Source organism: Streptomyces sp. NPDC058308, assembly GCF_042880275.1.
Taxonomy (GTDB): domain Bacteria; phylum Actinomycetota; class Actinomycetes; order Streptomycetales; family Streptomycetaceae; genus Streptomyces.
Genome location: NZ_JBHVZA010000005.1, coordinates 1 through 23,864 on the forward strand (window position 1 = coordinate 1; position 23,864 = coordinate 23,864).

Below are 23,864 nucleotides of genomic sequence, written 5' to 3' on the forward strand. Positions count from 1 at the left end.
AACGCCCGGTTACATTCCGAACCCGGAAGCTAAGCCTCACAGCGCCGATGGTACTGCAGGGGGGACCCTGTGGGAGAGTAGGACGCCGCCGAACTCATTTTAGAAATGGGAAACCCCCGCACCATTGGTGCGGGGGTTTTCTGCGTTCAGGGGGCGCTTATTCTGTGCTGGCTGTGCTGCCTGTGCTGGCTACGAGGGGCTCACCAATTTCGTGTCGTACGCCAGAATGACCGCTTGAACCCTGTCCCGTGTTCCTGTCTTCGCGAGGATGCGGCCCACGTGTGTCTTCACCGTCGATTCCGCGAGGTGCAGACGAGAAGCGATCTCCGCGTTCGTCCAGCCCTGGCCTATGACCGTGAGGATTTCGCGTTCCCGGCGCGTGAGGGAGGACAGGCGCGGGTCGTCGGCCGGGTCGGACGGCGCCGTGCCCATGGCCGGCAGCCGATCCGCGTACGTATCGAGGAGGCGGCGGGTCAGGCTTGGCGCGACGACCGCGTCGCCCGAGGCGACCGCGCGGATTCCGGAGAGGAGTTCTTCGGGGAGGGCGTCCTTGATGAGGAAGCCGGACGCTCCCGCGCGCAGACCCGCGTACGCGTACGCGTCGAGGTCGAACGTCGTGAGGATCAGAACGCGGGTGCGGGAGCCCGACGCGACGATGCGACGCGTCGCCTCGATGCCGTCGAGGCCGGGCATGCGGATGTCCATCAGGACGACGTCCGGGTGGAGTTCGGCCGTCGTGCGGACCGCCTCGCTGCCGTTGCCCGCCTCGCCGGCCACCGTCATGTCGTCCTGGCTCTCCAGGAGCATGCGGAAGCCGAAGCGTTGCATGGGCTGGTCGTCGACGATGAGCACGGTCGTCACGGGGTGTCGTCGTCCTTCGGGAGATGGAGGTGCACCCGCCAGCCGCCGGGCGGGTGGGGGCGCGGCCCCGCTTCAAGTGTGCCGCCGTACAACGATGTTCGCTCGCGCATTCCCGTCAAGCCGCGGCCGCGGCCGCTGCCGGAGTAGCTGCCGGAGCCGGAGCCGGAGCCGGATGCGGACGGCTCACCCGTGTCCGTGACCTCCACGGTGACGCCGTCGGGCCCGTAGGTGACGTCGACGGTAGCCGTGGCGTCGGGACCGGCGTGCTTGAGGGTGTTCGTGAGGGCTTCCTGGACCACGCGGTAGACCGACAACTGGCGCCCTGCGCCCACCGATTCGGGGTGGCCGCGCAGGGTGTGACGTACCGGCAGGCCCGCGGCCCGTACGCCGTCGATGAGCTGATCCAGGTCCGTCAGGGCCGGTTGGGGGGCGAGTTCGGCCGTGGCGGGGGCGTCGTCGCGCAGGACGTCCAGGAGGCGGCGGAGTTCGGCGAGGGCCTGGCGGCTGGTGGTGCGGATGGCGTCGAGGGCCTGGCCGGCGCGCTCGGGGGAGGTGGCGGCGGCATACGAGCCGCCGTCCGCGAGGCCCGTGATGACGGAGAGGTTGTGGCCGATGATGTCGTGCATCTCGCGGGCGATGCGGGTGCGTTCGGCGGCCGCGGCGAGCTGGGCCTGCTGGTCGCGTTCGACCTCCAGTTGGCGGGCGCGTTCGACGAGGGCCCGGGTGTAGTCCTGGCGTGAGCGGACCGCGATGCCGAGCAGGGCGACGAGGGAGTACGCCCACACGTACGGGATGATCTGCTGATTCCAACTGCCCTCGGGGTAGCGGACGGCGCCCACCACGAGCGGTGCCGTCATCATCAGGCCCGCCCGGCCCAGTGTGATGAGCGGCAGTCGCATCGCGATGCTGAACAGGACCACCATCTGGATGAGGGACGCCTGGAGCATGGCGCCGGTCCAGCTGCTGACCAGGCCCGTGGCCACCATGACGGTGAGGGCCGCCATCGGGTGGTGGCGGCGCCACAGCAGGGGCAGCGAGAGGCCGATGGTCAGTGCGAGGACGAGCGGAACGGGCACGTCCTTGTTGGGCGCGACGTTGCGCCAGCCGCCGCTCGCGTCGATGAGGGCGGCGCTCACGAAGAAGCCGGTGACCAGCAGGTCCCAGACGAGCGGGCGGCGCCTGTCGAAGGCGCGCACCCGCTGGGCCGAGCGCTGGAGGAGCTGGGTGAGGGGGTGCGGCTCGGTCACCTCCTCATCCTCGTGCATGGGCCCCTCGGGCCGGTACGGGATTCCTGTGCGGGCTCATACGTCGCGCCGCTTGAGCAGGACGGATGCCGCGGCGAGGACCGCGGCGGCCCAGAGGACGAGGGCGAACAGGGCCGTGCCCGGTGCGACGGTGTTCTCCACCCGGGAGACCGAGCCCAGCGAGCTCGCCGCCTGGGCCGGGAAGTGCCTGACGACGGTGTCCACGGCGCCGGACGGCAGCATCGAAAGGACCTCCGGCAGGATCAGGACCGCGCCGACGAACGCGCCGATGGCGCCGGGCACCGAGCGGAACAGGGCGCCGAGGCCCAGTGCGATCAGGCTGAGCAGGGTGAGGGCGACGGCGCTGCTCGCGAGGGCGCCGAGCACACCGGAGTCGGTGAGGGAGAGTGCCTTGTCCGAGTCCGAGAGCCAGATCTGGGCCGCGAGGAAGGTGACGAGGTTCGTCACGAACGACACGGTGAAGGCGACCGCCGTGAAGATGGCCGCCTTGGACCACAGGACGGGCAGACGGGTCGGGACGGCGGAGAGGGATGCCCGGATCATGCCCGTCGAGTACTCGCCCGCGGTGACGAGGATGCCGAGGACGGCGAGGCAGATCTGGGAGAGCTGGGTGCCGAAGAGGGTGAAGACGATGGTGTCGATCTCGGCGTCGTCGCCGTCGTAGGTGACGCCCATCGTGATGCCGACGGCGAGGACGAGGGCGCTCGCGGTGAGCAGAGTGATCCAGGTGGAGCGGAGCGTCCACAGTTTGTGCCACTCGGAGCGGAGGATGCCCTTGGCGCTCAGGCGGTACGCGGGGGCGGGGGCCTGGGACTCGGTGCGGTGGGCGGGACCGGTGGTGGTGAGCGTGCTCATGCCGCGGCTCCTTGCGAGTGGGGCTTGTGGGTGGCGGGGGCGCTCGGTGTGGCGACGTATTCGACGGAGTCCCGGGTGAGGTCCATGAACGCCTGCTCCAACGACGCGGTGTGCGGGGTGAGTTCGAAGAGGGGGACGCCGTGGGCGGCGGCGGTGCGGCCGATGTGCTCGGCATCCGTGCCGCGTACGTCCAGGACCCCGGGGGCGTCACTGGAGAACCGCACGCCGGGGCCCGCGAGCAGTTCGGTCAGGCGGCCCGCCTCGGGGGTGACGACCTTGACCGCTCCGGTGCCGGACTCGCGTACGAAGCGTTCGACGGTGGTGTCCGCGAGGAGCCTGCCGCGGCCGATAATGATCAGGTGCTCGGCGGTCAGCGCCATCTCGCTCATGAGGTGGGAGGAGACCAGGACCGTGCGGCCTTCTGCGGCCAGGGACTTGAGGAGGTTGCGGATCCACAGGACGCCCTCGGGGTCGAGGCCGTTGACCGGCTCGTCGAGGATGACGGTGGCGGGGTCGCCGAGCAGGGCGGCGGCGATGCCCAGGCGCTGGCCCATGCCGAGGGAGAAGCCTTTGGCGCGCCTGCGGGCGACTTCGTGGATGCCTGCCAGCTCCAGGACCGCGGTCACACGGCTCTTCGGGATGGAGTGGGTGTGGGCGAGCGCCAGCAGGTGGTGGTACGCGGAGCGGCCCGGGTGGACTGAACGGGCCTCCAGGAGGGCGCCGACCTCGTGCAGGGGCGCGGGGTGGGTCGCGTAGGCGCGGCCGCCGATGGTGGCGCGGCCGCGGGTGGGGGCGTCGAGGCCGAGGAGCATCCGCATGGTGGTGGACTTGCCCGCGCCGTTGGGGCCGAGGAAGCCGGTGACGGTGCCGGGGAGGACCTCGAAGCCGAGGTCGTCGACGACGGTCTTGTCGCCGTAGCGTTTGGTCAATCCGTATGCCCTGATCATGCCTTCGATGCTGGCGTGCGCGGGGGCGCCGGGCGTCGGACCTGGGTCGGGATGTGGGGTCCTGGCGTAGTACCGGAGTACGACGGTGACCCTGAGACGGCGGGGCCGCCCTGGTGCCGGGCGGCCCCGCCGCCGGCGGTGCTCTGGTGGGGTGCTTCTGGTACGGGTTCTCCGCGCGGTGCTCCGGTGCGGTGCTTCTGGTACGGCTTCTCCGCACGGTGCTTCTAGTACGGGTTCTCCGTGCGGGCCGTGCGCAGGGCCTTTGCCCACCAGGTCAGTTGGTCGAGCATGACCTTGGCGGCGCCGGCCGCGCCGTTCTCCTCGTGTGCCCTGCCGCCCTCGCCGAAGTGGTCCCAGGCGTTGTGGAAGCTGACGACGTCGCGGACGGTCGCGCAGTGCAGCTCGGCGAAGACCAGGCGGAGCTGCTCCACGGCGCGCAGGCCACCGCCGAGGCCGCCGTAGGAGACGAAGGCGACCGGCTTGGCCTCCCACTCGCTGCGGTGCAGGTCGATGAAGTGCTTCAGGGCGGCCGGGAAGCTGTGGTTGTACTCCGGGGTGACGACGACGTACGCGTCGGCGGCGTCGACCCGCTCGGCGAGTGCGGTGAGGGCGGGGGTGCGTTCGGCGCCCCAGCCCGGTTGGTTCGAGGGCAGTTCGAGGTCGGCGACGTCGATGACGTCCAGCTCGAAGCCGGTGTGGCGCTCGGCGAGGGCGGTGAACCAGCCGGCGACGGTGGGGCCGAAGCGGCCGTCACGGGTGGAGCCGATGATGACGGCGAGGCGGAGGGGGGTGGTGGTGTTCGAGGTGGTGGTGTGCGGCGTGGTGGACATGGCTTGCTCCTTGGGGAGTCGGCAGGGGGAGTTCGGGTGTGGGTGGTGCTGGGGTGACTCGTGCTGGGGGTGACTTGTGCTGGGGTCAGCGCGTCTGCGCGACGGGTGCGGGTGCGGCTGCGGGTGCGGTCACGGCCTCGGGTGCGGGCACGGCCTCGGGCCGGTTGGGTGAGCTGGGCGCCGCAGCCTCACGGGACGCGGCCCCCGACACCCCCGCAACAGCCGCTGGACCAGGAGCGCGAGCCCGGCGACGATACCCGCCACGGTCCAGAGGGTGATCCGCCAGGCCTCGGTGAACTGGTCGGCGTGACCGCCCGCGCCGGCCGTCACGCGGCCCGCGAGCTCCGCCGAGCCGACCCGGGCCTCCACCAGGGCGAGCAGCAGCGCGCCGAAGAGGGTGAGCATGACGGCGCCGGTGCCGCCGCGGACCGTGTTGAGGAAGCCCGAGGCCATGCCGACCTTCGCAGGTTCGACCATCCCGAGCGCCTGGGCGTCGATGATGCCCAGGGACAGGCCCTGACCGGCGCCGATGGTCAGCAGAGGACCGGCGAGCGCGGCCGTGGAGATGCCGGGGTGCAGGGTGGTCAGCCAGATGTTGCCCGCGGCGATCAGGAGCAGGGAGAGGACGAGCAGGTGGCGGGCGGGGACGTTCCGGTTGACCAGGCGGGCGCCGAGCGGGGGCAGGGCGAGTACCGGGACGGTCATCAGGAGCAGGATCAGGCCCGCGTCGCGTGCCGTGGTGCCGCTGGTGCCCTGGAGGTAGGTGGGCAGGAAGACCAGGACGCCGGTGGTGCCCGCGCCGAGTCCGAAGGCGCCGAGGGACCAGCCGAGGAAGGCGGGGTTGCGGGTCAGGGAGAGGTCGAGGATCGGCTGGCCGCCGGTCGCGGCGAGGCGCTTCTCGACGCGTACGAAGGCGGTGAGCAGCGCCAGGCCGACGGCGAGCGGCAGGAGCGTACTCGCTGATCCCCAGCCGGACTTGGAGCCCTGGGTGACGGCGAACAGGGTCAGGGAGAGGCCGCCGATGAAGGTGGCGGCGCCGGCCTTGTCGACGTGCGGCGGGGTGTCGGCGCGGGACTCGGCGAGGAAGCGGGTGCCGGTGACGATGAGGGCTCCGGCGGCGGCGAAGACGAGGAACGTGGTGCGCCAGCCGAGGCCGTCCACCATCCAGCCCGCGAAGGTGGGGCCGGTGGCGAGGCCGACGCCCGCCGTGGTGCCGAGGGCGGCGAACACCCTGGTCCTGGCCGGACCGGTGAAGGTCGCCGCGAGCAGGGAGCCGCCGCTCGCCATGACGCCCGCGGCGCCGACGCCCGAGAGGAGCCGGGCGGCGTCCAGGAGCAGGATGTGGTGGGCGAGGGCGGAGCCCAGGGTGCCGGCGGTGTAGAGCGTGGCGCCCGCCGTGAGGACGCGGCGGCGGCCGAAGATGTCGCCGAGCGAGCCCGCGACGAGCATGAAGGACGAGGCGGCGAGGAAGTAGCCGACGACCACCCACTGGAGGGCCGCGCCCGACGCGTCGAGGTCGGAGCCGATGCGGGACAGGGCCACGGTGGTGCCGGACATCGCCATCGGCAGTGTGAACATGCCGAGGAGGACGACGAGGAGGGTCAGGACGGGACGGCCCCTGCGGACGGGTTGCGGGGCCTGCGGAGCGGTCTCGGTAGGCATGTGAGTAAAGTACAACGAGCGTTGTAGTAATTACAACGGTCATTGTAATTTTTCTGGGAGAGGTGAGATGGCGAGCAGGACAGAACAGGGTGAAGAGGGGCAGAAGCCCCTGCGCAAGGGGATGGTGGAGAAGCGCAGGGCCATCACGAGCGGGGCCCGCACCGTCTTCGGCCGCGAGGGCTACACGAGGGCGAGCATCGACGCCATCGCCGCCGAGGCCGGTGTCTCCACGCGCACCATCTACAACCACTTCGGCGACAAGGAGGGCCTCTTCCGCGCCGTGCTGCTGGAGAGCGCGGCATCGGTGACGGAGGCCGCGGAGGCGCTCTTCGAACGGCATCTGCGCAAGATCCGCGACATCGACGAGGACCTCCTCGACCTCGCCCGCGACTGGGTCGGGCAGGGCGCGGCGCACCCCGGGCACTTCTCCGTCGTACGCCAGATCATTCCGGAGAGCGGACGGCTGCCCGCGGACGTCCTGGAGGAGTGGCAGCGGATCGGACCGCAGGCTTCCCAGGAGGCGCTGGGGCGCTGGCTGTTGGAGCTCGGACGGCAGGGGGTGCTGGCCGTCGACGAGACGAACGCGCGCAAGGCGGCGCGGCACTTCGCGTTCCTGGTGGGCGGCATGGTGACGGCCGAGTCGTACTTCGGGGCGCTGCCCCTTGAGGACGGGGCGGTCGAGGAGCTCGTACGGGAGGGGGTGGGGATCTTCCTGCGGCTGTACGGGGTTCGGGGGGCCGACGACAGGACCTAGAGGTCGGGCTCCGTCCGGGCGATCAGGTAGCCGAGCTGGGCCCGGGAGCGTGAGCCCAAGTCCCGGGAGATCGTGGCGACATGGCCCGCGACCGTGCGCCGCGACACCCCGAGGCGGCGGGCGATCGCGTCGTCCGTGTGGCCCGCGACCAGCTGCCGCATGACGGCGCGGCGGACCTCGTCGACGATCAGCGGTTCGCGGGAGCGGCCCGCGGCCGGCTCGGCCACCGGTCTGGCCCGCTCCCACGCGTCGTCGAAGGCCGCGGCGAGGTGGGCGACGACGGCGGGGTGCCGGATCTCCACCGCGCCGCGGTGGCCGGTGCCGTCGCGGTGGGCGAGGTAGGCGGTCGCGCGGTCGCAGATGATCAGGCGGCCGGTCAGTTGGTGCAGGGTGCGTACGCGGCCGCCCGCCCGCTCGACGTCCTGGATCTGCCGCCACTGCGCGGCGTGGGTGCGGGCCGCGTGCGGATACAGGGCCCGGTGCGCGACGCCCGCGGGGACGAGGGCCGGTTCCGTGAGGTCGTACGGGCCGCGCTCGCCCGTCGGCTGCGCCGTGCGGAGTTCGGAGCGGCACTCCCGTACGGCCTGTTCCAGGAGCGCGGGGACCGCGTCCGCGCCGTCGACGGCGGTCAGCCAGTCCTGGGACTCCCGCCGGGCGGCCCGGTAGATCGCGTGGACCGGGGAGAACCCGGAGCTGATCGACCGCAGCCGGTCCTGCTGGACGTCGAGCAACTCGCGTACCGGCTGCAGCAGTTCGGACTCCGCCGCCTGGGGCGAGACGGGGACGAGCACCTCCGGGTCGTCCGGCGGTGGTGCCAGCAGGCCAAGGCGCAGCAGGCAGTGGGGCGCCGTCGCGCGCGGCAGACAGCCCTTGACCACGGCGGCGCGGTAGCGGGTCAGGCCTTCGGCGCAGGGGGCTTGCGAGGCGTCGGTGCCGGTACTGGGGCCGGTGCGGGTGCCGGTACCGGTGCCGGTCTCGGCGCATCGGCAGGTGGTCGCCGGGTCCGTTGCGTCATCGTGCATCGCACGATTATGCACCGACGTTTCGAAGGTTCATTCGCTCCTCTGGTGTGAGACTCAAAGCCTGGAAATGCAAAGGCTTGGGAATCAAAGGAAGCAAAGGAAGCAAGGGGAAGTGGTTCGTGTGAATCTCTCCGGCAGCACCGTCGTCATCACCGGGGCGGGCAGCGGCATCGGGCTCGCCACCGCCGAACTCGTCGCCCGACGCGGCGCCCGTGTCGTGCTCACCGACCGCAGCGCGGACGCGGTGCGGCCGCACGCCGAGCGCATCCGGGAACTGACCGGGGCCGAGACCGACGTCCGCGCCCTGGACGTCACCGACGGCGCCGCCGTCGAGGAGGTCATGGGGTCGGTCGGCACCATCGACCACCTCTTCACCTGCGCGTCCGGCAGCGTGATCGCGCCCTTCGGGGAGCTCACCGAGGCGCAGGTGCGGCAGTTCTTCGAGGTCAAGTGGTGGGGGCAGTACCGGTGCCTGCGGGCGGCGCTGCCGTACCTGCCGAAGGGGACGGGGTCGGTCACGCTCGTCTCCGGATATCTCTACCGCAAGACCGACCCGGGCTACTTCGCCTTCGCCGCCGTCAACGGCGCCGTCGAGGCCGCGGTGAAGTCCCTCGCCCTGGAACTCGCGCCGCTGCGCGTCAACGCGGTCGCCCCGGGCCCCACTGACACGCACGCGCACCTGATGAGCGCCGAGGAGCACCGCGCCTACCGCGCGGAGATCGCGGGGCGGCTGCCGGTCGGGCGTCCCGGTACGGCGGAGGAGGTCGCGCACGCGGCGGCGTATCTGATGGAGAACTCGTTCACCACGGGGACGACGCTCGATGTGGACGGCGGCAAGCGGTGAGCTCCCGCTGTGGGAGGCGGTAAGCCGTGAGCTTCCGCTGTGGGCGGTGGGGCGGTTTGCGGTGAGCGGCCTTTACTGAGGTGAGCGGTCTTTACTGAGGGGGAGTTCGCTGTCCGGCCAGCGGGCCCTGCCCTGTTCCCGTGAGCGGAGCAGGGCCAGGGTCGGCAGGCCGCGGTCCTTCCCGGCGGCGAGCAGCTCCGGCAGCTGGGGCAGCGGCGCCACCGCGGCGACATCGTCGAGGACGAGCGTCATTGGTGGGTCGAGCCGACCGGAGGATGACCGTTCGGCCATGCGCCGGCCGTGCTCGACCACGCTGGAGGCGAGTGCCGTGAGCAGGGGCATGGCACCCGGGCCCTGGTGGGACTTGGGATCCTCGATCGCCTCACCCACCACAAAAAGCGTGCCCCCTTCATCGACGAAGGAATCCAGGGTGAGGGCATCAGTTCGGTTCGGCGTGCAGGACTCGCGTACGTGGACCGTGAAGAGCGCGGAGAGCGCGCGGGCCGTCAACTCCTGGGCGATGTCGCGCCGTTCGGGGTACCCGGTGAGGGCCGCCTCCAGCTCGCCCGCGGCGCCGGACGACGCCTTGGGGTGCGTACGGAGGATGCGTACCGCCTCCTGGACCTGGGTGCCCTGCGACCAGCGGTGCACGACCTTCATGGGCTTGTCGCCCACCGCGGCGGCGTGCAGGAAGCTGCGCATCAGGATCCGGGCCGTGTCGGCCACGGCGGCGTCCAGCTTCGCGGTCGGCCTTATCGGCGCGATGAGCGCGGCGGCGCGCTGGTCGGCCGTCTCCTTGTCCTGGCAGCCGGTGGTGGGGGACCAGTGCAGGCGGGCCGGGGTGTCGCACAGGTGGGCGGGGTCGTAGAGCAGGACGGGGCCGAGCTTGGCCCGGGCGTCCTTCGTCTCGGCCCACAGGGTGGGGTCGGAGGTCAGTACGAGGGCCGCGCCCTCGGCATCCCGGACGGCCTCGACGGCCAGGTGGCGACGGGTCGTCGGGCTGCCGAGGACGAGGGCGCCTCCCGGCTGGGGGATCGGGGACTCGGTGCTGTTCTTCTCGCCTCCGGCGCGGGGGGCCTCCGGTTCTGGGCTCTGCACCGGGGGGCTGTTCTCCGCGCCTCCGGCGCGGGGGCCGCCTCCCGGCTGGGGGGCCGGGACCGGAGTGCTGTGCTCCACGCCTCCGGCGCGGTTCTCCCACCCGCCCGCCCCTTCTGGTCGCATCTCCGTGCCTACGGCACGGCCTCCCCCCGCCCCCGGCTCCCGGCGGAGCCTCCGTACCGCACGCCACCGCGCCACCGTCCCCAGCACGAAGACGGTCAGCACGATCAGGATCAGGAGCTGGCCGATGAACAGGCCCCAGAACAGGCCGTACCCCGAGAGCTGGCCCGGCGGGGTGTCGGGCCAGGCGCCCGCCACGTCGTGCGGCCGGCCGATCAGATGGCGTACGGCCGGGGGCGTGTGGCCGAAGGAGACCTTCTCCGGCCAGGACCCGTGCGCGAAACGGCCCGCGAGGTTCGTGGCCGACCAGACGAGCACGGTGGCTCCGAGCAGGAAGGCCAGGAAGCCCACCAACAGCCCGTCGGGCACGCCCCGTTGAGGGCTCCCTTGCGGGGGCCGTCCGTGCGCGTCCCGGCCCCGGCCCCGCTCCCACTCATCCCGCATGCTGCTCCATGTACGCCGCCCGCTCCGCCGCCTCCAGCTCCGCCGCCCGCATCGCGTCGTCCGCCGGTACGTCGTGGAGGAGGTCGGCCGACGACTCCGTCATGGCGCGGTCGGTGAAGACCAGGGGGCGTTCCGTCTCCGTGATCAGGTGTTTGACCACCTGGACGTTGCCGTTGACGTCCCAGACCGCGATGCCGGGGGTGAGGGTCGGGATGATCTCCACCGCCCACCTCGGCAGCCCGAGCACCCGCCCCGTCGCCCGCGCCTCGTCCGCCTTCTGCGCGTAGATGGTCCGCGTGGACGCCATCTTCAGGATCGCCGCCGCCTCCTTGGCCGCCGCTCCGTCCACCACGTCGCTGAGGTGGTGGACCACCGCCACGAACGACAGGCCGAGGCGTCGGCCGAACTTCAGCAGGCGCTGGAACAGCTGGGCCACGAAGGGGGAGTTGATGATGTGCCAGGCCTCCTCCACCAGGAAGATGCGCTTCTTGCGGTCCGGGCGGATCCACGTGTGTTCGAGCCAGACGCCCACGATCGCCATCAGGATCGGCATCGCGATGGAGTTCCGGTCGATGTGGGAGAGGTCGAAGACGATCAGCGGGGCGTCGAGGTCGATGCCCACCGTCGTCGGGCCGTCGAACATGCCCCTCAGGTCACCGTCGACCAGACGGTCCAGGACGAGCGCCACGTCCAGACCCCACGCCCGTACGTCGTCTATGGCGACGTTCATCGCTTCCGCCGACTCCGGCTCCGGATGGCGCAGTTGCTCCACGATGTCCGTAAGGACAGGCTGGCGCTCCACGATCGTCTCGTTCACGTACGCGTGGGCGACCTTCAGCGCGAAGCCCGAGCGCTCGTCGAGCCCGTGCCCCATCGCCACCTCGATGATGGTCCGCAGCAGCGCGAGCTGACCCGTCGTGGTGATCGCGGGGTCGAGGGGGTTGAGGCGGATCCCCAGGTCCATGGCGGCCGTCGGGTCGAGGCGGATGGGAGTTATCCCCAGCTCCTGGGCGATGAGGTTCCATTCGCCGACGCCGTCCTCGCCCTGTGCGTCGAGGACGACGACCTGACGGTCCTTGAAGCGCAGCTGCCGCAGGACGTACGTCTTCTCCAGGGCCGACTTGCCGTTGCCGGACTCGCCGAGCACCAGCCAGTGCGGTGCGGGCAGCTGCTGTCCGTACAGCTGGAACGGGTCGTAGATGTACCCCTTGCCGGAGTACACCTCACGACCGATGATGACGCCCGAGTCGCCGAGGCCCGGTGCGGCCGTGGGGAGGTAGACCGCCTGGGCCTGCCCCGTCGACGTGCGCACCGGAAGCCTGGTCGTCTCGATCTTCCCGAAGAGGAAGGCGGTGAAGGCGTCCGTGAGGATGGTCAGCGGATCCCGCATCTGGGCAGCCTGCCTCTACGTCTAGCGTCGGATGCCGGTCGCGAACGGCAGCGTATTGACGAAGGCCCTGTGGTGCTCGCGGTCGCACCACTCCAGCTTCAGATACGACTTGCCGGCGGAGGCGCGGATGGTGCGCTTGTCGCGCGCCAGGGCCTCCGGGGAACGGGACGAGACCGTGATGTACCCGACCAGGTTGACGCCCGCCGCGCCGCTCGCCAGGTCCTCGCCGCGCTGGTCGAGGCGGGAGTGCGAGGCGATGTCGCGGGGGTCGACCGTGCGGTTCATCTTGGCCTGGCGGCTGGCCTCCGCCTCGTCGTTCGTCTTCTCGGTCAGCATCCGCTCGATGGCGACCTCGGTGGGTTCGAGGTCCATCGTCACGGCCACCGTGCGGATCACGTCCGGGGTGTGGACGAGCAGCGGGGCGAGGAAGTTGACGCCGACGGGCGTCATCGGCCACTCCTTCACCCAGGCCGTGGAGTGGCACCAGGGGGCGCGGGTGGAGGACTCGCGGGTCTTGGCCTGGAGGTAGGTGGGCTCCATGGCGTCGAGCTCGGCGGGCCAGGCGTTGCGCTTCGTCATCGCCTGGATGTGGTCGATGGGGTGGTCCGGGTCGTACATCGAGTGCACGAGCGAGGCGAGGCGGCCCTGGCCGAGCGGCTGCCGTACGCGGATGTCCGCCTCCTGCAGCCGCGAGCAGATGTCGGTCAGCTCGCGCGCCATGACGACGGCGAGACCGGCGTCCTTGTCGAGCTTCCTGCCGCCCTGCGGGCGGGCCGCGCGGGCCATCGCCTGCGCCTCGGCGGCCAGGTCGCGGGAGTAGTGCATACAGGCGACGAGGTAGGCGCGGTGCTGCTCGCTGCTGGTCGACACCATCGACTGCAGCTGGTCGTACGACTCCTTGAGCCAGGGCAGGGCCCGGTCGTCGCCGCGCTGGCTGACGTCCTTGGCGTGCGCGTCGGGGTCGGCGGGCAGCGTACGGGCGAGCATCTGGAGGCGGGTGACGAAGCCGTCCCCGTTGGCGACGTGCTTGAGGAGCGTCCCGAAGCGGTCGACGAGGGCCTCCTGGTCCTCGCTGTCCCGCAGGCCGACGCCCGGCCCCTCGATTTCGATGGCGGCGGTGACGGTCCGCCGGTCGGCGTGGAGGAGTACGGCGATCTCGTCGGGGCCGAAGGGCGCGGCCAGCCAGTTGATGCGGCCGATGCCGGGCGGCGGCCCGACCTCGACCTCTCTTCCGTCGAGCCGGATACCGGCTTCGGCGGCGCCGGAACGGTATGCGGTGCCGCGCTTCAGGGAGCGCTTGTAGCTGCGGTTGATCTCGAACCACTTGTAGAAGGTGCGGTTCTTGTACGGGACGTACACGGCCGCGATGGCGAGCATCGGGAGGCCCGTCAGCAGGACGATGCGCAGGGAGAGGACGGGGACGAGGAGCCCGCACATCATGCCGAGGAACGCCCCCGCGATGATCAGGGCGATCTCGCCCGTCTCGCGGTTCTTGCCGACGATCGCGTTCGGCCGCGCGCGGCCGATCAGATATGTGCGGCGGGGCGCGACCGGCTGGGACACGTGGGACTGGGTCGTCAACGCCCTTCACCTCCCGTGCTGTTGGTACTGCTGTTGCGGGACCCGCCGCGGCTGCCCGCGTGCGGCGTGCTCGTCGCGCTGCTGCGCGGCTGGGGCGCGGCGGAGGGGACGGATCCGCCGCCGTTCGACGAGCCGCCGCCCCCGGAGCCCCCGGTGGGGCGGCTGCTGTGCGCGGCGACGCCGCCGCCGACGGGGTTGGCGGGGCGCGCCTGGCTCTGGCCGCCCTGGGCCCCGCCGCCGCTGCCGTTGCCCCGGGCACTGTGGGTCTTGATGCCCTGGGAGACGAGGGAGGCGGGGGAGCTGATCACGGCGGCGGCCTTGTTCTCGGCGCCGCGCATGATGCGGTTGTTGCGGGACCCGGCGATCTCGTCCCCGAACCCCGGGACGAAGCGGTAGATCATGGCGCTCGCGAAGATGGCGAGCAGAATGATCGAGAGCCCGGAGACGACCGCCGAGAACGAGTCGGGACCGTCGTCGGCGGAGAGCGCCCCGGCGAGCCCGAGCACGATGACGATGATGGGCTTGACCAGGATCACCGCGATCATGATCCCGGCCCAGCGGCGGACGTGCGACCACAGGTTCTTGTCGACGAGACCGGCGTACACGACGGTGCCGAGGAGCGCTCCTACGTAGAGGAGTGCGGCCCTGATCACGAGCTCCAGCCAGAGGATGCCGGCGGCGAGGATCGACACGAGCGAGACCACGATCAGCATGATCGGGCCGCCGCCGATGTCGTCACCCTTCTTGAGCGCGCCGGAGAACGTCCCGAAGAACGTGTCCGTCTGACCGCCCGTCGCCTTCGCGATGACGTCCGTGACGCCGTCGGCCGCCGAGACGACGGTGTAGAGGATCAGCGGGGTGAAGGCGGACGCGAGCACGGTGAGCCACAGGAACCCGATGGCCTCGGAGATCGCGGTCGTCAGCGGCACGCCGCGGACCGCCCGCTTGGCGACGGCGAGCAGCCACAGGAGCAGCGTCAGGATGGTCGACGCGGCGAAGACGACGGCGTACTGCTGGAGGAACTGGGGGTTCGTGAAGTCGACGTTCGCGGTCTCCTTCACGGCCTCGGAGAGCTTGTCGACGGTCCAGGACGCGGCGTCGGCGCAGCCCTTGGCCAGGGAGGCGAGGGGGTCGAGGCTGTCGGGGAGGGGGGAGTCGGTGGGGTATTTGCCGCCGCCGGAGCTGCCGCTTTGGCCTTTTTCGCAGTATTTTTTGGCGGGGCCGACGATGAGGCCACATTTGTCGTCCTTCGGCTCCGGTACCGCGTAGGCACGCGAAGCCAGCAGGACCGCCGAAATCTGCACAGCTGATGCGACGGCGGTGAACTTCAGTACGCGACGGCTAGCGGGCATACGTGAACCCTCCGTACTCCTGGACGGCCTTGGCGATCTCGTCGGCCGTGGAGATCTTGTTGTCGCCGTTCACGGGAGCAGGGCCGTCCTTCGACTGGAAGCTCTCGACCTTCCAGTCGCCACCGGACCACCGCAGTTTGAGTGTCAGGGTGAACCAGTCGTTGCTGACCGGGTTCGTCGTGTCCTGGCCTGCCGTGCCAAAGGCGCCCGTGCACCAGACCTCGACCGTGGCGGCACTGTCCGAGTACGCCGTGGTCTTGGTGCCGACAGGCGCGGTGCGCGAGACGTATGTCTGCCCGGGGGCGGGGTTGCCCTTCTCGTCCAGACCGATCTTGCCCAGGAACTCCTTGGAGTACGTGTTGTTGAACTTGCCCTCCAGCTCACTCACCTTGTCGGCGACGAAGAGCTGCCTGACGATCTCGGTTCTGCGGTCGGGCTTGAGGATGTCTGCCGAGACCAGCGACACCGCATAGTTGGACGCCGCACTCTGCGCCCCCTGCTCATCATGAGCGAACCCCGCAGGGATCCCCCCACGCTTGCCCCCGACCGGCCTCTCCCCCGAAGGAGCCGTCGGCGCGGCATCCGGCTTCTTTCCGTCCCCGCTGTCCGAAGAGGAATCGTCCCCTCCCCGGTTGGCGAACGCGATCGCGGCGATCAGCAGGACCACAACGCCCACGACCGTGACCAGGCTCCGCGAAGACGTCCGGCCGGACCGGCCGGATCTGCGCGGGCTGCCGTAGACGTCGTCGCCCCCGCCCTCCCCCTCGGGAAGCCGCGTCCGGGTCTCGCCCGAGCCGCCGAAGAAGAGGCCGTCGTTCCGGTCGTCGTCGGGAGTCATGCCGCGTACGCCCCCTCAACCTCTCGCTGGACCGTCACGTAGGACACGTATGACGGTAGCCGTGCTGGTTCCCGCGCGGGCGCGGTGTGGTGACTCGACATCAGGGAGTTGCAACCTCAGCCGGTGGGCACGACGGACGGGTGGGGGAGTGGGGACAGGGAGAAGGAGGGGACGGGGGAGAAGGGGAGAGAGGGACAGGGGGAGGGGGACGTGGGTGGTGGGGGACGTGGGTGGGGGGACGGGCGGAGGCGGGCGGGGGACCGCGGGCCTGCGCCGGGACGTACTAGACCGCCATGCCGTAGACGATCGTGAAGAGCGTGCCGAGCGAGCCGATGATGAAGACGCCGGTCAGCCCCGCGATGATCAGGCCCTTGCCCTGCTCCGCGCTGAACGTGTCACGCAACGCCGTCGCACCGATGCGCTGTTTCGCCGCGCCCCAGATCGCGATGCCGAGACAGAGGAGGATGGCGATCGCCATCACGACCTCGATCATCACGCGTGCCTCGTTGCCCAGGCTCCCGAAGGGACCCCAGTCGGGGGCGATCCCGCCGATGATGGTGGTGATGTCGCCCTTTTCGGCTGCCATAAGCATGTGTAACTCACCGCCCCTAGTGGGTTGTTCTGGCACCTCTGCCTACCTCAGTACAGAGGACAGCTCATTCTCGCCGACAATCGGGCCTGCGCATGTCGGCTTGGCGCCATTCGTTGGCTGACTTCGTGCGTTTCTTCGTACGTGACGTCTGGTGACTCTGTGTATCACGCGGTACGACGCCGGGCAATGACGGCCCGGCGTGCCTCTGACCAGGTGTTAAGTGAGCCCGAGCCCGGTTGACCCGCGGGTCACGGAGGAGCGGTCGGTGGAGCGGTAGGCGGTGCTGAGCCTCGCACCGTCGGCTCGATTGCGTACGGTGGCCCGCTGGGGAGGAGCGGGCCGGGGGCGGGTGGCGCCCCGCGCTCGGGCGGTCGCCCAACGCCCAATTCCCCCCACCATCGAGGTTGGTTGGGGGTGCGTCAATCGGGCGTGGCAGAGGGCTTGAACCCCTGTGACCAGCACGTTTCTCTGGCCACAGGGGTCCCTCGGCTACCTCAGCCCGCGGGGGAGTCGCTGGCCTTGACGACCGGGCCGATGGCCAGCTTGGTGCCGCCGGCGTCCTCGCCGTTGCTCACCGGCAGGGTGCCGGCGGGCCAGGCGATGGTGACGGTCTTCGTCTCGTTCGGCGGCGTCACGAGGATCTTGGCGATGCGCACGCCGGAGCCGCCGCTGTTGTTGATGGGGAACGTGATGTTGAAGGCCGCGGACTCGCCGTCCTTGAGGGTGTCGGGGGTGGCAGGCTCGCCGTTGCGGTCCACGGAGATGGTCTCGCCGGTGGCCGACTTCAGGTCGACGCCCGCGTAGCCGTTGATGGCGCAGTCGCGGCCGCCGCCGTTCTTGAACTGGACGGTGACGACGCCCTCCGTCTTGTCGGTGCTGTTGTCGACGGCCGTCACCTCCAGCTCGTCGCTGCGGCAGATGCCGATCTTGCCGCCCTTGTTCGAGCCGGTGCCGGCTGCGGTGCCTGTTCCTCCGGCGTCGCTGCCTTCCTCGCCCTTGCTGCTGCTCCCGCTTCCGCTGCCGCCGGAGCCGCTCCCGTTCGGCTGGCCGCTGGAGGAGCCGGCGGGGGCCGCGTCCGTGCTGCCGCTGTCGTCCCCGTTGCAGGCGGTCAGGCCGAGGGCGCTGATCAGGGCGAGGCCTGCGAGAAGGGTCTTGGTGGCATGGGCGTGCTTCATGGGGGTCCCCGTGAGTGAGTGGTGTGAGCGGTGGATGTTCGCGGTGCTGCGAGGCCGTGCTGTCCGGCCTGGTGAACAGCGAAGCGGGTGCCGCTCGGACGGGGCAAGGGATGCCGGTGGATCAGGAACGCTGGAATGCGTGCGAGGGGTCTGACCTGGGGGAACGCCGGTTCCCTGGAACGCTGTCCTGGAACGTGACGATCATGTCCGGACGTCAGGAAAGGTCGACGCCCTCCACGAAGTGGTCGAACTCGCCCGCCTGTACGCCGAGTACGAAGGCGTCCCACTTCTTCCGCGTCGTCGTGACGACGTTGTCGGGGTCGCTGGTCTCCCGGAGGTAGACCGCGTCGTCCTCACCGAAGGCGATCTCGATCCAGGGGCCGGGGCCCGGCTCGTCCTCGGGGGCGGCGCGGATCCAGTCGAGGTCGGTGGGGATGGCGGGGCGGGGGCTCGGGGTCTCGGTCATGGTGTGGGTGGGCGTCCCTTCTTCGTCGTGCGTGCGGGTGCGGGGGCGGGGCCGCGGGGGTATGTACGTACTCGCCATCCCTGCGTCACGTCACACGGACAAAGACGCCGGAGGATGCTCGGTGCTCCGTGCGTACATATCCCCACGTCCCCTCAGGTGAGTTCGGCGCCCGCAGGTTGTTTGGCGTTGCGGATCAGCGCCGCGAAGGCTGTGGGAGTGGTGCGGACTATTGCTCCGGTGGGGTCGGCGCTTTCGGTGAGTCTGATGGTGTTGGTCGCTGTCACGGCGACGTGTATGCACGAGCTGCCCTCGGAGCAGTAGGACGACTTCTGCCAACTGGGGTTCACGGGTGCTCCTTCACAGGTCCTGCATGACGTTATGGATGAGGTCCCGGGTCTTACCGGGGGTGAGTGCGACTGCGTCGAGCCGTCCGAAGAGGGATCGGTACTTGTGCAATTGGGCCTCGGCGTCGAGGAATGCCAGGCCGTGCGACTGGTCGAGGTAGACGGAGTCGAGCTGGGGTACGGGGCCGTGTACGTAGTAGATCGACTGTCCTGAGCCGGGGTAGGCGCCGACGTCGAAGGTGATCGCGCGCAACACGATGTCGCTGCGCTCGCTCATGTCGAGCAGGTGCCGGAGTTGCTGCATGGCCACCCTGGGGCCGCCCACCTTCATGCGCAGAGCGGCCTCGTGAATCACGGCTTCGTACGGGACGGGGTTCTGCTCGTACAGGACTGCCTGGCGTTTGATGCGGAACGACAGCCGGTGCTCGATGTCCGGCGGGGACAGCTCGGTGACCGCCTGACGGAAGATCTCGCGGGCATGATCATGGGTCTGGAGCAGGCCCGGGATCCGTGCGGTGACACTGTCACGCAACGCCTTCGCGTGGTGCTCCAGTTCCGCGAGGTCGAGCAAGGAGCCGGGCAGCAGCTCTCGGTACTGCTCCCACCAGCCGCGCGTGCGGTCGCTCGTCATGCGGGCAAGGGCGTCGATGAGCTCGTGGTCCGGGCAGTCGTAATGGCAGGCCAGCATCCGTACACGCTCGGGGCTCACGCCCATGCGGCCGGACTCCATGTTGCTGACCTGGTTCTGCTTCACGCCCAGCAGTTGACCCGCTTCGGTGGACGTCAGGCCCGCCCGTTCGCGGAGTTTGCGCAGCTCTGCGCCGAGTCGTACTTGACGACCCGTCGGATGGGATCTCACCGTTCGCTCGCCTCTCGCCACACCTGGTCACCCACATGAGTGGTAGGGCGGCCCTTTTACGCAATATCGATAACGCCTTATCGGAAGCTGGCTACCTTATAACTCAGGCCACCACCCAGAAGACCCCGCCCGACAGAGCGGCATCGTCACTGGGGCTCATCCGGCAACTCCCCACTCACGACGGAGACTTCCGTGCACCCAACCGTATCGCCGCCCTGGACCTACACCCTCCAGCTCCCCCATGACCCCCGAGCCCCCCGCATCGCCCGGGTCACCCTCCGCGCGGTTCTGGAGACGTACGGGCTCGGGGAGCTGGTGCCCACCGCGGAGCTTCTCGCGGGGGAGCTGCTCAACAACGCGCACTGCCACACCGTGGGGCCCTACGCCCTGCGGCTCCGTTCCTCCTCCCCGGAGGGGATCCGCGTCGCCGTATGGGACTCGAATCCGCAGATCCCGCCGGGATTTGTGGAGGACCGCGTGCCCGGCCACCATCCGCCGGGCATGGCGGAGCACGGGCGGGGGCTGCATCTCGTGCGGTCCTGCGCGGACCGGTGGGGGGCCTACCCCGTCGGCGAGGGGGACGCGGGGAAGTTGTTGTGGGCCGAGGTCACGCCCGGGTCCCCGTGGCGGCGGGGCGGGGCCGCACCTCGTTGACGGTGCGGGGCGGGGGCTCCGGATCGCCGGGGGCGGGGCGGGGGTGTGGAGGGAAGCCGTACGTCACGTCGGGCGGTGGGGGCGAGGAGCGCGGGGTTCGTGAAGTTCCGGAAGTTTCTCGGGCAATGGCTCCTGTCACTGTCGTACGGGGCCTCTACACTGAGCGCCGGTGGGCTGCCGGCGGGTGAGGGGTGGTTGACGGTGCGTAAGGCGTGGCTGGTCGCGTCCGTCGGGATCGGCGGGGCCCTCGGCTTCATCGCGCTGCTCGTCGTCGGGACGTACATGGCCGCGGGAAGCCTCGCGGGCGGCGCGGGCGGTGGCGAGACCGTGGGGCTCGCCAAAGGTGCCGTGCCCGCGACCTACCAGCCCCTCGTGCAGAAGTGGGGCAATCTCTGCAGGGCGATCAACCCCGCGCTGCTCGCCGCCCAGCTCTATCAGGAGAGCGGCTTCAACCCGCGCGCCAAGAGCCCGGCCAAGGCGCTGGGGATAGCGCAGTTCATCCCCGGCACGTGGGCCGCGCACGGCCTCGACGGCGACGGGGACGGGGACCGCGACATCTGGGACCCGAAGGACGCGATCCCGTCCGCCGCGTCGTACGACTGCAAGCTCGCCGGGTACGTGAAGGACGCGCCGGGAAGCCCCACGAAGAACATGCTCGCCGCGTACAACGCGGGCGCGTACGCCGTCATCAAGTACGGCGGCGTGCCGCCCTACCGCGAGACCCAGAACTACGTGAAGACCATCACCAACCTCTCCAAGAGCTTCGCGCGGCCCGTCGGCAGGGTCGAGCCCTCGCGGCAGGCGGCCGCGGCCATCTACTTCGCGCAGAAGAAGCTCGGCACCCCGTACCTGTGGGGCGGCAACGGCACCGCGGACCAGAACGGCCGCTTCGACTGCTCCGGGCTCACCCTCGCCGCCTACCGCACCGTCGGCATCACGCTGCCACGCGTCGCCAACGACCAGTACAACGCGGGACCGCACCCCAAGAGGGCTGAACTCCTCCCGGGTGACCTGGTGTTCTTCTCGGACGACCTCACCAATTCCCGCGCCATCCGGCACGTCGGGATCTACGTCGGAGGGGGCTACATGATCGACGCCCCCCGGCCGGGCGCCGTGATCCGGTTCGACCCGGTCGACACCCCTGATTATTTTGGCGCGACCCGTGTCACGGAGGACGGTGCCAAGGCCTTGCCGGACAAGCCGTCAGAGGTCTGAGAATCCCTCGTACGGGGGCTTGCGGAAGCGTGCGCGAGGGGTGATGTGGCTTGAACTCTCTGTTAGTACACTCTTCTGAGCTGCGGCGATGAGTCTCTCTTCGGTAACGTCTCAGTGATCTTTCGGTGGAGAGTGGAACGTAGGGCGGGGGGCAGGGCGTTCCCTTGACTGGACCGACCACGGGGGTTGATGGAACGGGCGCACAGAAAGGTGCGCCCACGGGCTAGGAGACAAGGGGCCGCAGCGCCATGGCTGGACTCGATGAATCCGGGTCGAACCCCGACGTCAGCTTGCTCTACGACATCAACGACCTGGCGAAGGACTCCCCGTCCTGGTTCGACGACGCCATGGCGTTCGTCGGGGAGTACGGGCTGCTGATCGCCCTGGTGCTGCTCGTGGTGTGGTGCTGGTGGGGCCAGCGCAGACGCGCCACCCTCGACGACGCCGCGTCGTCGGTAGCCGCCGTCGTCTGGGCACCGCTCGCCGCGGGCCTCGCCGTCCTGGTCAACGTCCCCATCCGCAGCTTCGTGGAACGGCCGCGCCCGTTCCGCGACCACCCCGGGGTCGAGCTCCTGGTGGACGGCAAGAACGACTACTCCTTCGTCAGCGACCACGCGACGCTCGCCATGGCCGTCGGCGCCGGACTCTTCGTCGCCAACCGGAAGTTCGGGCTCGTCGGCCTCGGGCTCGCCGCCCTGGAGGGCTTCTGCCGGGTCTTCATGGGCGTGCACTACCCGACGGACGTCGTCGGCGGCTTCGCGCTCGGCACCGCCGTCGTCCTGCTTCTCTCACCGCTCGCCATGGCGCTGCTCACGCCGCTCACCAAGATGGTCGGGCGGAGCGGGCGCGCGGGGTGGCTGGTGTGGGACCGGAAAGTCGCTCCTGTCGCGGCGCCCCTGAGCGGGACGGCGTCGTCGCCGTCCCAGGCGGCCGCGGCGGAGCCGGACGAGCGGGACCTCGCCGCGTAGGTCCCCGGGGGGAGGAGGAGGGGCCGTCTCTTCACCTCCCCCGGCCCGGGAGGGCTACAGCGCCTGGGGGAAGTCGAAGAAGCGGCCCGGGTCGTACTGCTTCTTCAGCTTCTTCAGGCGCGGTGCCGCGTCCCCGTAGTACGCCTCGCGCCAGTTCGTCAGCGTGGCGTCGGTGTAGTTCTGGTACGCCGCACCGGACGCGTACCGCCCCATCGCCCCGTGCGCCTTTTTCAGCCATGCCTGGGCCGGCTTGCCCGACGTGCCCGCCCGCCACGACGCGAGGTACTGCGCCAGCATTCGCGAGCGGCGGTGCACGAAGGCCGTCGCGGTCGGGTCGACGCGGTTGATCGCGCCGCCGAGCGCGGTGAGCGCGATGCTGCCCGCGCCCGCGCCCGTCACGTTCTCGATCTGCGACAGCAGCGTGCGGATGCCCGCCGCGGAGAGGGAGCGGTCGTAGAAGTCCGAACTGGCCGCGTACGTCTCACGGTTGAGGGCGCCCTGCGGGGTGCGGCCCGGCGTCGTGCCGGGCAGGTGGCACTGGGCGTCGGTGGGGAACGACGAGCAGCCCGCGTACACCTCCATCGACTCCTCGTACGTACGCCGCTTCAAGGAGACGCTGCGGGCGGGCGCGCCGATCTTGTCGGCGAGGCGGTCGACGGCGTTCTGCAACTCCCCGTACGTACCGAGGGAGAAGCACGCGACGGAGACGGTCGGGGTGCCGCCCGGCGTGTTCGCCAGGTGGAGGGACGACCAGATCTCGTCGGGCTGGCCGGGGCCCCAGGCCTGCCACGCCTTGACGACCGCAGCCGCCTTCGACCAGGGCCAGGTCATGTACGCGGACACGCCCTGGGGCGCGGCGTGCGTGCGGTAGGTGAGCTCGGTGACGACGCCGAAGTTGCCGTTGCCCGCGCCGCGCAGCGCCCAGAAGAGGTCCTTGTTCTCGGATGCGGAGGCGGTGAGCTGCTTGCCGTCGGCCGTGATCAGCGTCGCGGAGGTGAGGCTGTCGCAGGTCAGCCCGTACGCCCGGGAGACCACGCCGTGGCCGCCGCCGAGCGTGAGCCCGGATATGCCGACGGTCGGGCAGGAGCCCGCGGGGAGGGTGACGCCCTTCGCGGCGAGCGAGCGGTAGACGTCGATGAGCTTGGCGCCGCCGCCGATGGTGGCGCTGCCACCGCTCGCCCGTATCCCACTGAGCTTCGACACGTCGATGACCAGCCGGCCCGTGCCGGAGGACCAACCCGCGTACGAATGGCCGCCGTTGCGTATCGCGACCGGGGTGCGGTGGGCGCGGGCGTACTTGAGGGCGGTGCGGATGTCGTCCGGGTGCGCGATGTACGCGACGGCGGTGGGCTTCAGGTCGTCGAAGCGCGTGTTGTACAGCTGGCGGGCCGCCGCCCACTTGGCCTCGCCGGGCTGGACGAGAAGGCCGTCCAGATCGCGGGCGAGTGCCTTGAGGGTGGCGGGCGAGGTGGCCGCGGCGCTGGACGTTCTGATGGGCGTGCCGCTGGTACTGGCGCCGGTGTTGCCGCTGTTCTGTGCGCTCGCACCGCCCGAGCCGCCGCTGGTGCAGCCCGCGACCGTGGCGGCGGCCAGTGTGGCCGCCGTTGTGCCGATGAATGTACGTCGTTCCATGGCGCCTCCCGTTGCTTCCCGGAGAACGAGACGGTCTGCGGGGCGCCGGGGTTCCGCCCGCGCGGGCACGGACCGCCGCGCGGAGGGTAGCGGAGG

23 protein-coding genes and 1 rRNA gene are annotated in these 23,864 nt (G+C 70.5%); 6 read left to right on the forward strand and 18 right to left on the reverse strand.

The features are described from left to right. A 5S ribosomal RNA gene (rrf, locus tag ACFVYL_RS08955) occupies window positions 1-94 on the forward strand; the annotation flags it as partial. A gap of 95 nt (window positions 95-189) precedes the next feature. On the opposite strand, the gene ACFVYL_RS08960 is transcribed toward rrf, so the two are convergent. The 6 genes from ACFVYL_RS08960 to ACFVYL_RS08985 all read right to left on the reverse strand — a co-directional run bounded on the left by ACFVYL_RS08960 (window position 190) and on the right by ACFVYL_RS08985 (window position 6,420). Then, entirely contained in the window at window positions 190-861 is a 672-nt protein-coding gene (locus tag ACFVYL_RS08960) for a response regulator (RefSeq protein WP_389713973.1), read from the reverse strand. Next, complete coding sequence (locus ACFVYL_RS08965; RefSeq protein ID WP_389713975.1) at window positions 858-2,126, reverse strand: sensor histidine kinase; 1,269 nt, start codon at window positions 2,124-2,126, stop codon at window positions 858-860. The genes ACFVYL_RS08960 and ACFVYL_RS08965 overlap by 4 nt, the downstream gene beginning before the upstream one ends. A 36-nt stretch (window positions 2,127-2,162) precedes the next feature. Beyond that, window positions 2,163-2,981: an ABC transporter permease gene (locus ACFVYL_RS08970; protein ID WP_389713977.1), complete on the reverse strand. Its 819-nt coding sequence runs from the start codon at window positions 2,979-2,981 to the stop codon at window positions 2,163-2,165. Continuing rightward, complete coding sequence (locus tag ACFVYL_RS08975; RefSeq protein WP_389713979.1) at window positions 2,978-3,928, reverse strand: ATP-binding cassette domain-containing protein; 951 nt, start codon at window positions 3,926-3,928, stop codon at window positions 2,978-2,980. Before ACFVYL_RS08975 ends, ACFVYL_RS08970 begins: the two co-directional genes overlap by 4 nt. Window positions 3,929-4,152: 224 nt before the next feature. Further along, entirely contained in the window at window positions 4,153-4,758 is a 606-nt protein-coding gene (locus ACFVYL_RS08980) for an NADPH-dependent FMN reductase (protein ID WP_389713980.1), read from the reverse strand. Window positions 4,759-4,887: 129 nt separating this feature from the next. Next, window positions 4,888-6,420 (reverse strand): MFS transporter, encoded by a 1,533-nt coding sequence (locus ACFVYL_RS08985; protein ID WP_389713982.1) that lies wholly within the window; start codon window positions 6,418-6,420, stop codon window positions 4,888-4,890. A 67-nt stretch (window positions 6,421-6,487) separates the two neighbouring features. On the opposite strand from ACFVYL_RS08985, the gene ACFVYL_RS08990 reads away from it, so the two are divergent. Then, complete coding sequence (locus ACFVYL_RS08990) at window positions 6,488-7,174, forward strand: TetR/AcrR family transcriptional regulator (RefSeq protein WP_389713984.1); 687 nt, start codon at window positions 6,488-6,490, stop codon at window positions 7,172-7,174. On the opposite strand, the gene ACFVYL_RS08995 is transcribed toward ACFVYL_RS08990, so the two are convergent. Beyond that, window positions 7,171-8,196 carry a LuxR C-terminal-related transcriptional regulator gene (locus tag ACFVYL_RS08995; protein WP_389713985.1) on the reverse strand — a complete coding sequence of 342 codons (1,026 nt, stop codon included), beginning with the start codon at window positions 8,194-8,196 and terminating at the stop codon, window positions 7,171-7,173. The genes ACFVYL_RS08990 and ACFVYL_RS08995 overlap by 4 nt on opposite strands. 112 nt (window positions 8,197-8,308) lie before the next feature. Here ACFVYL_RS08995 and ACFVYL_RS09000 point away from each other — a divergent pair, with 112 nt between their 5' ends. Then, window positions 8,309-9,040, forward strand: a complete 732-nt coding sequence (locus ACFVYL_RS09000) for an SDR family NAD(P)-dependent oxidoreductase (protein ID WP_389713987.1) — start codon at window positions 8,309-8,311, stop codon at window positions 9,038-9,040. A 72-nt stretch (window positions 9,041-9,112) separates the two neighbouring features. Here ACFVYL_RS09000 and ACFVYL_RS09005 read toward each other — a convergent pair whose 3' ends face one another. The 10 genes from ACFVYL_RS09005 to ACFVYL_RS09050 form a co-directional block, all read right to left on the reverse strand. After that, complete coding sequence (locus ACFVYL_RS09005; protein ID WP_389713988.1) at window positions 9,113-10,702, reverse strand: type IV secretory system conjugative DNA transfer family protein; 1,590 nt, start codon at window positions 10,700-10,702, stop codon at window positions 9,113-9,115. Next, window positions 10,692-12,092 (reverse strand): ATP-binding protein, encoded by a 1,401-nt coding sequence (locus ACFVYL_RS09010; RefSeq protein ID WP_389713989.1) that lies wholly within the window; start codon window positions 12,090-12,092, stop codon window positions 10,692-10,694. Before ACFVYL_RS09010 ends, ACFVYL_RS09005 begins: the two co-directional genes overlap by 11 nt. Before the next feature lie 21 nt (window positions 12,093-12,113). Further along, entirely contained in the window at window positions 12,114-13,673 is a 1,560-nt protein-coding gene (locus tag ACFVYL_RS09015; protein WP_389713991.1) for an SCO6880 family protein, read from the reverse strand. Further along, complete coding sequence (locus ACFVYL_RS09020; RefSeq protein WP_389713993.1) at window positions 13,670-15,025, reverse strand: hypothetical protein; 1,356 nt, start codon at window positions 15,023-15,025, stop codon at window positions 13,670-13,672. Before ACFVYL_RS09020 ends, ACFVYL_RS09015 begins: the two co-directional genes overlap by 4 nt. Then, a complete protein-coding gene (locus ACFVYL_RS09025; RefSeq protein ID WP_389713994.1) occupies window positions 15,015-15,863 on the reverse strand; it encodes a hypothetical protein in 849 nt (282 codons plus the stop codon). The genes ACFVYL_RS09020 and ACFVYL_RS09025 overlap by 11 nt, the downstream gene beginning before the upstream one ends. A gap of 283 nt (window positions 15,864-16,146) precedes the next feature. Next, complete coding sequence (locus ACFVYL_RS09030) at window positions 16,147-16,455, reverse strand: hypothetical protein (protein ID WP_055570172.1); 309 nt, start codon at window positions 16,453-16,455, stop codon at window positions 16,147-16,149. 494 nt (window positions 16,456-16,949) lie between these two features. Beyond that, window positions 16,950-17,630, reverse strand: coding sequence for a DUF4232 domain-containing protein (locus tag ACFVYL_RS09035; protein WP_389713996.1), 681 nt, complete (start codon window positions 17,628-17,630; stop codon window positions 16,950-16,952). Between the two features lie 214 nt (window positions 17,631-17,844). Continuing rightward, the gene (locus tag ACFVYL_RS09040) at window positions 17,845-18,096 is read right to left on the reverse strand and encodes a DUF397 domain-containing protein (protein WP_389713998.1); all 252 of its coding nucleotides are present in this window, start codon (window positions 18,094-18,096) and stop codon (window positions 17,845-17,847) included. 152 nt (window positions 18,097-18,248) lie between these two features. Next, window positions 18,249-18,443 (reverse strand): DUF397 domain-containing protein, encoded by a 195-nt coding sequence (locus tag ACFVYL_RS09045; protein WP_389714000.1) that lies wholly within the window; start codon window positions 18,441-18,443, stop codon window positions 18,249-18,251. 10 nt (window positions 18,444-18,453) lie between these two features. Then, on the reverse strand, window positions 18,454-19,299 hold the full coding sequence (locus ACFVYL_RS09050; protein WP_389714001.1) for a helix-turn-helix domain-containing protein: 846 nt from the start codon (window positions 19,297-19,299) through the stop codon (window positions 18,454-18,456). 192 nt (window positions 19,300-19,491) lie between these two features. On the opposite strand from ACFVYL_RS09050, the gene ACFVYL_RS09055 reads away from it, so the two are divergent. The 3 genes from ACFVYL_RS09055 (at window position 19,492) to ACFVYL_RS09065 (ending at window position 22,136) form a co-directional block, all read left to right on the forward strand. Beyond that, on the forward strand, window positions 19,492-19,953 hold the full coding sequence (locus ACFVYL_RS09055) for an ATP-binding protein (protein ID WP_389714003.1): 462 nt from the start codon (window positions 19,492-19,494) through the stop codon (window positions 19,951-19,953). 201 nt (window positions 19,954-20,154) lie between these two features. After that, entirely contained in the window at window positions 20,155-21,168 is a 1,014-nt protein-coding gene (locus tag ACFVYL_RS09060) for an NlpC/P60 family protein (RefSeq protein WP_389714351.1), read from the forward strand. A gap of 248 nt (window positions 21,169-21,416) precedes the next feature. Continuing rightward, the gene (locus tag ACFVYL_RS09065) at window positions 21,417-22,136 is read left to right on the forward strand and encodes a phosphatase PAP2 family protein (protein ID WP_389714004.1); all 720 of its coding nucleotides are present in this window, start codon (window positions 21,417-21,419) and stop codon (window positions 22,134-22,136) included. A gap of 54 nt (window positions 22,137-22,190) precedes the next feature. On the opposite strand, the gene ACFVYL_RS09070 is transcribed toward ACFVYL_RS09065, so the two are convergent. Beyond that, entirely contained in the window at window positions 22,191-23,768 is a 1,578-nt protein-coding gene (locus ACFVYL_RS09070; protein WP_389714005.1) for an FAD-binding oxidoreductase, read from the reverse strand. Between the last annotated feature and the right edge of the window lie 96 nt (window positions 23,769-23,864).